Origin of the sequence: Chryseobacterium sp. WLY505 (genome assembly GCF_030846215.1) — a bacterium.
In the GTDB taxonomy this organism is placed as follows: domain Bacteria; phylum Bacteroidota; class Bacteroidia; order Flavobacteriales; family Weeksellaceae; genus Chryseobacterium.
Window position 1 is genome coordinate 45,102 of the sequence record NZ_JAVCWI010000008.1, and the last position, 11,513, is coordinate 56,614.

At 36.3% G+C, this 11,513-nt stretch carries 9 protein-coding genes; 8 read left to right on the top strand and 1 reads right to left on the bottom strand.

From position 1 onward, the window contains the following. The first annotated feature begins 12 nt into the window (after positions 1 to 12). From RAH34_RS16095 to RAH34_RS16115, 5 genes are all read left to right on the top strand, one after another. On the top strand, positions 13 to 675 hold the full coding sequence (locus RAH34_RS16095; protein ID WP_306596787.1) for a copper homeostasis protein CutC: 663 nt from the start codon (positions 13 to 15) through the stop codon (positions 673 to 675). Positions 676 to 911: 236 nt separating this feature from the next. Beyond that, positions 912 to 1,298 (top strand): GxxExxY protein, encoded by a 387-nt coding sequence (locus RAH34_RS16100; protein ID WP_306596788.1) that lies wholly within the window; start codon positions 912 to 914, stop codon positions 1,296 to 1,298. After that, positions 1,291 to 3,759, top strand: coding sequence for a glycoside hydrolase family 2 protein (locus RAH34_RS16105; RefSeq protein ID WP_306596789.1), 2,469 nt, complete (start codon positions 1,291 to 1,293; stop codon positions 3,757 to 3,759). The genes RAH34_RS16100 and RAH34_RS16105 overlap by 8 nt, the downstream gene beginning before the upstream one ends. Positions 3,760 to 3,858: 99 nt before the next feature. Then, positions 3,859 to 4,104, top strand: coding sequence for a type II toxin-antitoxin system ParD family antitoxin (locus RAH34_RS16110; RefSeq protein WP_306596790.1), 246 nt, complete (start codon positions 3,859 to 3,861; stop codon positions 4,102 to 4,104). Continuing rightward, positions 4,104 to 4,403 (top strand): type II toxin-antitoxin system RelE/ParE family toxin, encoded by a 300-nt coding sequence (locus tag RAH34_RS16115; RefSeq protein ID WP_306596791.1) that lies wholly within the window; start codon positions 4,104 to 4,106, stop codon positions 4,401 to 4,403. The genes RAH34_RS16110 and RAH34_RS16115 overlap by 1 nt, the downstream gene beginning before the upstream one ends. Before the next feature lie 111 nt (positions 4,404 to 4,514). On the opposite strand, the gene RAH34_RS16120 is transcribed toward RAH34_RS16115, so the two are convergent. After that, the gene (locus RAH34_RS16120) at positions 4,515 to 5,624 is read right to left on the bottom strand and encodes an alkene reductase (protein WP_306596792.1); all 1,110 of its coding nucleotides are present in this window, start codon (positions 5,622 to 5,624) and stop codon (positions 4,515 to 4,517) included. A 354-nt stretch (positions 5,625 to 5,978) separates the two neighbouring features. On the opposite strand from RAH34_RS16120, the gene RAH34_RS16125 reads away from it, so the two are divergent. From RAH34_RS16125 to dacB, 3 genes are all read left to right on the top strand, one after another. Next, positions 5,979 to 6,887, top strand: coding sequence for an AEC family transporter (locus tag RAH34_RS16125; protein ID WP_114820623.1), 909 nt, complete (start codon positions 5,979 to 5,981; stop codon positions 6,885 to 6,887). A 508-nt stretch (positions 6,888 to 7,395) separates the two neighbouring features. Next, the gene (priA, locus tag RAH34_RS16130; RefSeq protein ID WP_306596793.1) at positions 7,396 to 9,843 is read left to right on the top strand and encodes a primosomal protein N'; all 2,448 of its coding nucleotides are present in this window, start codon (positions 7,396 to 7,398) and stop codon (positions 9,841 to 9,843) included. Between the two features lie 161 nt (positions 9,844 to 10,004). After that, the gene (gene dacB / locus RAH34_RS16135; protein ID WP_114820621.1) at positions 10,005 to 11,474 is read left to right on the top strand and encodes a D-alanyl-D-alanine carboxypeptidase/D-alanyl-D-alanine-endopeptidase; all 1,470 of its coding nucleotides are present in this window, start codon (positions 10,005 to 10,007) and stop codon (positions 11,472 to 11,474) included. Positions 11,475 to 11,513: the final 39 nt, after the last annotated feature.

Consider the following 11,513-nt stretch of genomic DNA (forward strand, 5'->3'; position numbering starts at 1 on the left):
ATAGATAATACAATGTCAAAAATAGAAATAGCTTGTTTTAATCCTGAGTCAGCAGTCATTGCTTTTGAAAATGGAGCAGACAGAATAGAATTATGTGATGGACTCAGCGAAGGCGGAACCACTCCGGATTTCGAAACTATGAAGAAGCTTCGTGAAAAAATTACAATCCCGATTTTTGTGATGATCCGCCCCAGAGGTGGAGATTTTACCTATTCCGATTCGGAATTTGAGCAGATGAAAAATGATTTGATTCAATTAAAATCCCTACATGCAGATGGTTTCGTATTCGGTATTCTGAATGAAAATGATGAGGTTAATATAGAACAGAATAAAGCTTTGGTTGAATTGGCAAAACCGCTTCCATGTACCTTCCACCGTGCTTTTGATCGTGCTGTAAGTCTGGAAGATTCTCTGGAAAAAGTAATCGAATGTGGTTTTACAACCATCCTTACTTCCGGCCAGAAACCGAATGTATCTGAAGGGAAAGAAAATCTCAAAAAACTGGTTGAACTTTCTGATGGAAGAATAGAAATCCTTGTTGGAGGTGGACTTCGCTCATCCAATATTGAAGAGATAAGAGCAGTTACCCATGCCGGATACTTCCATTCTTCTGCCATTACTGACGGTGGAGCTTTTGCTAATGCTGATGAAGTGGTTGCATTGAAGAGTAAATAATTAATTAGATTATGATTGTTAATTTAAACGCAAAGTTTAAAAGATAAAATGTGTTATATTTTGAGTGAGCAAAGGATTGCGGCAAAGCCGCTGATAAAGCTTAATAATAAAAGAAGTTAGCTTCATCCCAATCGATTGAAAATCGATTCCATCTTCGCTTCCTTAAAATATTATAGAGCCAAATTTGAAACTTTGCGTTTAAAAACTACACAATAAAAATAAAAACACACAAATGAATGACAGAAAACGAATTATCCTACCAAATAATAGGAGCAGCTATAGAAGTGCATAGGAACTTAGGAGTTGGTCTTTTAGAAAATGCATATGAAACTGCTTTAGCTTATGAATTAAAGATGTTGGGATTAAATTTTAAACAACAACTATCTTTACCTCTAAAGTATAAAGAAGTATACATAGAAAATGCATACAGAATTGATTTGATTGTAGAAGATAAAGTTATTGTAGAAGTGAAATCTGTATTGGAGTTACATCCTATTTATCACTCACAGGTATTGACTTATCTGAAACAGACTAACATAAAATTGGGATTGCTTATTAATTTTAATAATGAACTTATTAAATATGGAATCCATAGAATTGTAAACAAAATTATTGATGAATAGAACGATCCTTTTTGCTTTCCTTTTTATGCAGAATATCCTTTCTGCACAATTTTCACAAAGAGACCTGTCTTCTGAACACTGGCAGTTCAAAAACTCAAAAGATCCAAACTGGCTTCCTGCGAAAGTTCCGGGAACCATTCATCTGGACTTAATGAATAACAAGGTGATTCCCGATCCTTATCAGGATGAAAATGAAAAGAAAGTACAGTGGATTGAAAATGAAGACTGGGATTATCAGACAACTTTTACAGTCTCCACCCAGGAATTAAAGAATGACAATATTGATCTTGTTTTTAATGGACTGGATACATTCTCAGAAATTTATCTTAACGGAAAACTGTTAAAGAAAACAGACAATATGTTCCGTCAATGGAATATTCCCGTGAAGCCATATCTGAAAGCAGGAAAAAATACAGTTCAGATCAAGTTCAGATCTGCAGTGAATACAGGAAAGGAATTAGCCAAAAAAGTTCCCTTCACCCTACCGGAATCACCAAGAAGTTTTGTGAGAAAAGCACAATATCAGTTTGGATGGGATTGGGGACCAAGACTGGTTACTGCTGGAATATGGAAAGATGTTCAGCTGGAATTCTGGAATAATGCTAAAATTATTACCGTTAAAGATATTCAGAACAGATCTGATAAAGGGGTGAATGATTTACACTTTGATGTAGAAATTTATGCTCAGAATGCCGGAGATTACATTTTAGATCTTAATAAAAACCATCAAAAAATTTCTTTAAAAAAAGGAATCAATACGATATCTGTTCCTTATGAAACAAGCGGGATGAAGCTTTGGCAGCCCAACGGTCGTGGGGAAGCCAATCTCTATGATTTTGAAGTAAAATTGTCAAAAAATCAGAAAGATATTGATGCTAAAAATATCAGGATAGGCTTAAGGACCGTTGAATTGATTCAGGAAAAAGACGAAAAGGGAAAATCATTCTATTTTAAAGTGAATGGACAGCCATTGTACATCAAAGGAACGAACTGGATTCCGGGCGATAGTTTTTCACCAAGAATGACCAAAGAAAAATACCGGAAGCTGATCAAAGATACCAAAGACGCCAATATGAATATGATCCGTATCTGGGGCGGAGGTATTTATGAAGACGATGAATTTTACAAAGCCTGTGATGAAAACGGGATACTAGTGTGGCAGGATTTTATGTTTGCAGGTAGTTTTTATCCGGCAGATGAGGCATTTTTAAACAATGTAAAAGAAGAAGTAAAAGATCAGGTAAACAGACTTCAGAATCATCCGTCCATTGCTTTGTGGTGTGGAAATAATGAAATTGACGAAGCGATTGTCAACTGGGGCTATCAGAAACAGTTCAACTATTCAAAAAATGACTCTCTTCAGGTTTGGAAAAACTATAAAAAGCTTTTCCATGAGGTAATTCCCAAGGCATTGGCAGAAAACCTGAAGTCTGAGAAAAATATATATTGGCCAAGTTCTCCCTCCTTAGGTTGGGGACATAAAGAAAGTCTTACCGAAGGAGATTCTCATTACTGGGGCGTTTGGTGGGGCGAGCAGCCATTTGAAATTTACAACGAAAAAGTAGGACGTTTTATGTCTGAGTATGGCTTCCAGGGTACACCTACCCTTGAAACGACAAAATCAATGTTTTCAGGAACGCCGGATTTAAGCCTTCAGAATCCAATCATCAAAGCTCACGAAAAACATGCCCGCGGCTGGGATATCATTAATGAATACCTGAAACGTGATTACAGAATTCCGACCGACTTTGTACAGTACAATTACGTTTCACAACTGTTACAGGCAAGAGGGATGCAGATTGCCATCGAAGCTCACCGTCGTGCAAAACCTTATAATATGGGAACCTTATATTGGCAGCTCAACGATTGCTGGCCGGTAGTTTCATGGTCTTCGATTGATTATCTCGGAAATTGGAAAGCCTTCTATTATCAGGCGAAAAGAAGCTTTGAACCTGTGTTGGTATCAGTAGCTGAGACAGATAAAAGCTATGAAATTTATCTGATCAGTGATTTTATGAAAGAATTGAACACAGATATTAAGTTTGAACTCGTTGATTTTAAAGGAAAAATACTTTGGAAAGTCAATCAGTCAGAGGTTATCAATGCAGATGTAAGTAAGAAAATACGTAGTATCAGTAAAGCAGAACTCGCTCAGTTTGATTTGTCTGAAACTGTTTTAAAAATCAGTGCTGAAAAAGATACAACATTTGAGAAACTGTTCTTTTTTAATAAACCTAAAGATGTAAAACTTGCAAACCCGGAAATTAAAATCAGAAAAATATCACCCACTGAAATTGAAATTTCAACAGATAAGCTGGCTAAGGACATTTATTTAATCGGTGATACCCATTTCAGTGATAATTTCTTTGATCTCTTACCAGGAATTTCAAAAAGAATTACCCTTTCAAAACCTTTGGGAAAAATTGAAGTAATGAGTCTTTGGGATGTGATGAAGGAGTAAAAAATATAATACTAAAGTTATTTTTTTATTCTCATAAAAATTTGATTGAATTACCAAAAAATGGTAACTTTGATCTATTAAGTTTAAAATCAAAATCATATGGGACGTAATACATCAGTTTCTTTAGGTGATTATTTTGAAGATTTTGTAGATCATAAGATTGCAGAAGGACGATATAAAAATGCAAGTGAAATGATCAGAGCTGGTTTAAGATTACTTGAAGAAGAAGAAAATAAAATTCAAATTCTTAGGAAGGCAATTCAGGAAGGCATTGAAAGTGGAGTAGCAGCTGATTTTAATCCGGACAAGCATTTGGCGGCATTAAAAGCAAAAATAAAAAGGTAATGGCTGAATATACTTTTACCAATAAAGCGGTTGAAGATATTACTAAAATTTATGAATATACTTTAGAATTTTGGTCAGAATTTCAGGCAGATAAATATTACGAGAGACTTATTTATTTTTGTCAGATGCTTGCGGAGAATCCTAAGATTGGAAAATCCTATCCTGAACTTGGCTATGAAATTTTGGGCTTTTTATCAAACAAGCATATTATATTTTACAGAATTATTGGAATACAAGAAATAGAGATTGTTAGAATTCTTGGTGCTGAAGTAGATTTGAAAAACAGAATGACAGATTAATCTGTTGATGATTATATAAAATTTATAAAAATATTTTTCATAAAAAATAAAAAGAGCTATCGATTACGATAGCTCTTTCTGATAGTATGTGAAATTTAAACAATCAGTATGTTAGTTGGATTGTTGTTTATTATACACCTTCCAATCCAGGTAGCCTTCCATGGTAAGGCCGTAATGAAGTTCCCTTTTTGGAGGAGTGAGTTCCCAGTTGTTTTCAAGTCTGTCTACAAGATCAGGATTGGAAATAAAAGCTTCCCCGAATGCCGCAATATCAATCACTCCTTCATTGATCAGTTTTTCAGACTTTTCCCTGTCCATTCCTCCTGCAAGAATGATCACCCCATCATACCAGCTACGGAAACGTTTCATAAAGTCTGCCGGTAATGCAAAGCTTCCTCTTGATTTTTGATCCATGATATGAATGTAAATAATATTTCTTTTGGAAAGTTCTTTCGCTAAATATTCATAGGTAGCTTCTATCTCATCATAATGCGGCATTTCGTACAATCCGCCGTAGGGTGTTAAACGAACAGCTACTTTATCAGCACCAATGGCGTTAATGGCAGAATCCACGATCTCCAGCAAAAAACGCGAACGGTTTTCTATACTTCCACCATATTCATCCTTACGATTATTAACAAACGGATTCAGAAACTGCTCAATAAGATATCCGTTGGCACCATGAAGTTCTATTCCGTCAAAGCCAGCTTTTATAGCATTTACAGCTGCTGCAGTAAAATCCTGAATAATCTGTTTTACTTCTTCAGTAGCCAGTGCACGGGGTTTGGAATTAATCACAAAACCTTCTTTTCCGTTTTCATCATATCCCCATGCGTGAGTTTCACCAGCTTGAATATCAGAAGAAGAAACCGGGGCCTGTCCGTCCGGTTGGATAGTCACATGAGAAACACGTCCTACATGCCATAATTGAGTGAAAATTTTACTTCCTTTTTCATGAACTGCATCAGTGACAAGTTTCCATCCTTCTACCTGCGCATCGGTATACAATCCTGGAATATGAAGGACTCCTTTTGAAGTAGGAGAAATAGCGGTACCTTCTGTAATGATAAGTCCGCTACCCGTACGTTGTGCATAATATTCAGCATTGAAATCTTTAGGAATCCCGTCTTCATTTCTGGCTCTGGTCATAGGAGCCATGGCAATTCTGTTTTTAAGGTGTAATGATCCTATAGTTGCTTCTTTAAAAATATTAATATTCATTGTTTAGAATTTTAGTTATTAAAAAAATGATATGAATGGTCTTGTCTTATAATTTTACAAATGAGTTTTTTACTATTGTAGTTATTGATTGTTTTTCAATATTTTTTCTAGTTCATTTTTAATACTACAAATTTCTTTTAAAATTTATTATTATAAAAATTATTTAAAATATAGTTATTTATTACAATAATGATAGTTTGGTGTCTAAAATAGCTCTGACATTGACATGAACAGATGTGCAGAATGATTATAAAAGAAAGCTTGTTAGAGTTATAATTCTACCGAAAAAAATATAAATTTTACCCTTCCAACTCAAAAATCAGCCGTAAATTTGCCTCATATTTTATTACAGTTATGGTAAATTTTGTTCTGATTGCAGTGTGTATCATTGCAGGAATGATATTCAAAGCAACAAAATCTATCCACCCCGATGCCCATAAAGGTATCAATACCTGGATTCTTTATCTTGCTCTTCCGGCAGTTTCGTTTAAATACCTGCCTAAAGTAAAATGGACAACAGAGATGTTGTTCCCGATTGCAGCCACATTTTTAATTTCCGTGTTCTGCTTCTTCTTTATGATGTTTTACAGTAAGAGCAGAGGATATTCAAGGCGGTCCAGAAGTACGTTGGAATTAGCAAGCGGATACAGTAATACTTCATTCATTGGATTTCCCTTAATCAGTGCCTTTTATGGTGAAGGGCTCCTGAGTATTGCTATTATTTGTGACCAAACAATGTTCTTTGCCCTGTCTACACTCGGAATTATTGCCGCAGTGAAAGGAGGAAGTAAATCAGGAAAAGTAAGTGCTATGTTTATTTTAAAAAGACTTGTCACGTTTCCTCCCTTGGTTGGTTGTATCTCCGCTTTGGTATTGTCCAGGTTTATTGACTTTACCATTGCAGAACCGTTTTTTGATAAGCTTGCGGCTACAGTAAGCCCGTTAGCTTTGTTTTCCGTTGGATTACAGCTGAAATTCAATGGATGGAAAAAACTGATTCCACAGATGTCTATGTCGATGCTTTATAAATTGATTCTGGCACCGGCAATTGTTCTGGGAATGGCTCTGTTATTCGGAATAAAAGGAGATGTAGCTAAAATTACAGTATTTGAAGCAGCAATGCCAACATTGGTTACTTCAAGTATCATCGCAGAACAGTTCCGGCTCAATACAAAACTGACCAACCTGATCATAGGAGTCAGTATTATTGTAGGATTTTTTACCTCTGCATTCTGGTATGAGATTACGGAACTTCTTTTTTAATGATAAGCCATTGTTTATTAATATGGCCGGTTTTTTAGCAACGCTTTATGTGCATTCTTTGTTATTTTGTAAGTATACCTTTGCTGAGTGGAACGCCATTGCGCACGAATTACAATGACTCATCTTATCTTTGCGAACATTGCGTTTAATCCATGTTTTGGCTAAAGCCGATTGAGATTTTGATTATTAATTAAACGGACTAAAGTCCGTTTCTATTGAACTTTGAAGATTAGCTGATTATCCTTCAAGCTCCTGGTATCCTTGCTGAGTGGAACGCCTTAGCGAACGAATTAAAAAGGATTCGTCATATCTTTGCGAGCATTGCGTTTAATCCATGTTTTGGCTAAAGCCGATTGAAATTTTAATTTTTTATCAAACGGACTGAAGTCCGTTCCTATTGAATTTTTTCTGAGCAGGATTTCAGGGTCTGTTAAAGGAATACGAAAGAATCTCCACAAAGTTGCAGTTCTCTCAGGAAAATTCTAATTTTACATTTTAAATATTTCCCTTGCAATACGCTCAAATTGTTTTACCCCTAAACCTGAAAGGATCTTTTACCTATAAAGTTCCTGAGGAAATGATGTCTGAAATCCAACCGGGAATGCGTGTTTTGGTACCTTTTGGTGGAAAAAAAATCTATACGGGCATCGTATTTGAGCTTCATGATAATGCACCGGAAAACTTTGTAGCCAAGGAAGTCATCAGCATGCTGGATGATCAGCCGATTCTTCCTCAGGAGCAGATTGATTTCTGGAACTGGCTTTCAGAATACTATTTGTGCAGCCTCGGAGAAATTTACAGGTTTTCGTTTCCTTCTTCCTTAAAACTGGAAAGTGAAACCTATTTAAAATTAAAATCTGGTGCAGTCATAGATTTTGAAAATCTGGATGTTAACGAAATGTATCTGGTTCAGGCATTGGAAGTGCGGCAGCTGATCAATCTGACGGATATTGAAGCATTTATTCCTAAAAAAGATATCATCAAAACCATCAATTCGCTTATTGATCTTCAGTATATTGAAATTGATGAGAAAATTGCTGAAAAATATAAAGCTAAAGAAGTAGCGTATGTAAGAATTAATGATGAGGTTTTGGCCAATCACAATCTTACCGAAATTCTTTTAAAATTAAACAGAGCACAGAAACAGAAAGATCTTTTCCTTCTTATTCTGGAAAAACAGACGGAAAATCCGGACGTTCCCATTAAAAAATCTGAACTGTTTGAAGACGGTTATTTCGGAAGTTCCCACTTTAAACCTTTGGCAGACAAAGGTCTTGTAGAGGAATACTTGATGCAGAAAGACAGAATTGAAAGCTATGAAGGAGAAATTGAAGAACTTGAAGAACTTTCCGAACAGCAGAAAACAGCAAAATCTGAAATTGATGAAGCTTTTGAAGAAGGGAAGAATGTTCTGCTTCATGGCGTTACTTCATCAGGAAAAACTCATATTTATTTAGAGAAAATTGATGAATGCATCCGTGACGGGAAGAATGTTCTCTTTTTGCTTCCTGAAATTTCTCTTACGAAACAGATTACTCAAAGATTAGAAAAAAAATATGGCAGACAGCTCGGTTTTTATCATCAGAAGCTGACCGATTTTGAAAGGGTAGAAGTCTGGAGAAGAATTAAGCAGAACGACATCCGCATTCTGATCGGAACCCGTAATGCTTTGTTTTTACCTCACCAGAATCTGGGGCTTATTGTTGTTGATGAGGAACACGATTCTGCGTACAGACCAAGGGAAGTTTCCCCTTATTTTAATGCTAAAGACGCTTCTCTGGTTTTAGGCAGGCTGTATAAAGCAGGAGTTATTCTGGGATCCGCCACTCCTTCTGTTGAAAGTTACTACAGTGCCCGGAAAGATAAAATGAAATACGTTTTCCTGAATGAAAGATTCGGGAATGTCAATCTGCCGGAATATGAACTGATCAATTTCAAGGAAGCTCAGGAATCTAAAAAGGTTTCAGGGAACTTTTCTCTGAAGCTTATCGAAGAGATTAAGAAAACGGTGGATGAAAAAAATCAGGCAATTGTACTCCATAACCGGCGTGGTTATTCCAATGTTATAGAATGTGAAAGCTGTGGCTATGTAAACTACTGTTCCAATTGTGATGTGGTCATGACGTATCACAAAGCGGCCAATGAAATGAAATGCCACTATTGCGGGCAAAGAGCTTCAAAACCGAAAACCTGCCCTAAATGTAATTCTGAAAAGCTGAACGAAAGAGGAGTGGGAGTAGAGCAGATTCATGAAGAGGTTACCAAACTTTTTCCGGAAAATGAAGTAGACAGAATGGATGTAGATTCCATGCGTAAAAAATTCGCCTACGAAAAATTGTACGAGAAGATTGAAGATGGAGAAACAGATATCATCGTAGGAACACAGATGATTTCCAAAGGACTTGATTTTGATCATATCGAACTGGTGACGATTCCTAAAGCGGATTCCTTATTATATGTACAGGATTTCAGAGCGGAAGAAAGAGCGTATCAACTGATCACACAGGTTTCGGGACGGGCTGGAAGGGTTTCCGGAAAAGGGAGAATCCTTATTCAGACTTTTAATCCTGACCATTCCGTATTTCAGCTGATCAAGATGAATAATCCTGCGAAGATCTATAAATATATTCTTACGGAACGTCAGAAATTTCATTATCCGCCTTTCACCAAGCTCATTATGATTGAATTGAAACACAGAAGAGAGGATAAAGCTGACCGGGCATCACAGTTTCTGGGTTCTATCCTCAGAAAATATCTTCCTGAAGAATGTGTTTTAGGTCCGGAAAGAGCACAGATTGCAAAACTGAATAACTTCTATCAGTTTCAGATTATGCTGAAGCTTCCGCGTGGGAAAAACTATGAGAAATTCAAAAACATGGTTTTGATAAGTTTGAAAGAATTTGATGAAATCACTGCATATCAAAGCATTAAAAAAGATGTTTTTGTTGATTTTTAACAATTTTTAACAAACTTTACACTCTTTTATAACGGGTCGGTGGTCCGTTATATGACAATAATTTCTACTTTTGGACGTTGATTAAGTGTTTGGCTCTTTTACTGAATGATTTAACCTTTCATTTTTTATAGAGTCAAAACTACAGAACAAAAAGAAGATAGATGGTAAATTTCAGAAAATATATTTCAAGTGCGGCGGTGTTGGCTTCTGGTCTTTTCCTGGCTCAATCTACCGTTTCTACCGTTCTTTATTCTCAGAATTATGACAATCAGAAAAGCAGCTTAAACCTGCCATCACCCGTTAGTACGATGGTGGAGAAAACTGTTTTGTCAGCAAAAGAACTGGTGGACATTAATGTAAACACAATGATGGCGGATCCTGTGCTGAAAAATGCAACCTGGGGATTCGTAGTGTATGATCCGAAAACGAAGAAGGTCATCTCTTCGTACAACGAAAATACTCCTTTAGTACCTGCTTCTACTACCAAGTTGCTTACAACGGAAACGGCATTAAATATGCTGGGTGAAAACTACCGTTGGATGACTCAGCTGGAGTACTCAGGAACGATAGATGAAAATGGAGTATTGAATGGAAATCTTTATGTGATAGGAAGCGGTGACCCTTCTTTGGGAACCAACAAAGCTGGTGCAGCATCATATAGAGATATAATTTCAGATTTCGTAGGCGGTATTTCAAGAGAGGGAATTAAAAAGGTAAATGGTGATATTATCATTCAGACAGCGCTTTTCAAAGGCAATATTTCAGTGCTTCCGGAAAATGTTGTATGGTTGGAAAACAATAATTATTATTTACCGGCAGGAAGTACCCGCGATATCAACCCGGCCAACGAAAAACTGATTGTTAAAAAAGGAGGTTTCTCTACAGAAAAGAAATTCTTCTACGTTTCTCCTTATAATCATCAGATGGTATATGCTGATAAATATGAAGGAAACGGAGCTTTAACAACCAAACTTCCTGATGCTCCTGCTTATCTTGCCAATTCTTTCAGAACAACATTGGTAAAAAGCGGAATTCCTGTTACCGGAAAAGTAACTCCGAAAATGACAGATGCAGCACCGGAAAACAGAAAACTGCTTTCAGCGTATAAATCCCCAACTTTAAATGATATTATTTATTATACCAATCAGCACAGTGACAATTCATTGGCAGAAGCTTTGCTGAGAACGGTAGGATATCAGAAAATGGGTGACCAGACTTCAGAATCCGGAAGAATTGTAGTGACAAACCACCTGAAAGATGCCGGTTTTGATATGATTGGTCTTAACTATATAGATGGAAGCGGACTTTCAAGAAGCAATAATGTAACTCCAATTTCTCAGGTGAAGTTTCTTACTTCTCTGATGGATCAAAAGTACTACAGATCTTATCTGACTTCTTTACCGATCGGAGGACAATCCGGAACTTTAAAAAGAATGTTCAATATTGGAGGAAACGGACAGGTTTTTGCGAAAACAGGAACTCTGAATAAAGTGAAAACATTAGCCGGTTATCTGAAAACGAACTCAGGGAAAACATTGGTTTTTTCTTTAATGGTGAATAACTATTCCGGATCGGTAGATATGGTGAAGAAAAGAATGGAGAAAATTCTTGAACCCGCATTAGATCTTTAAAAAAATTTTATTTTATATATTATAACAGCCTTTTAATCA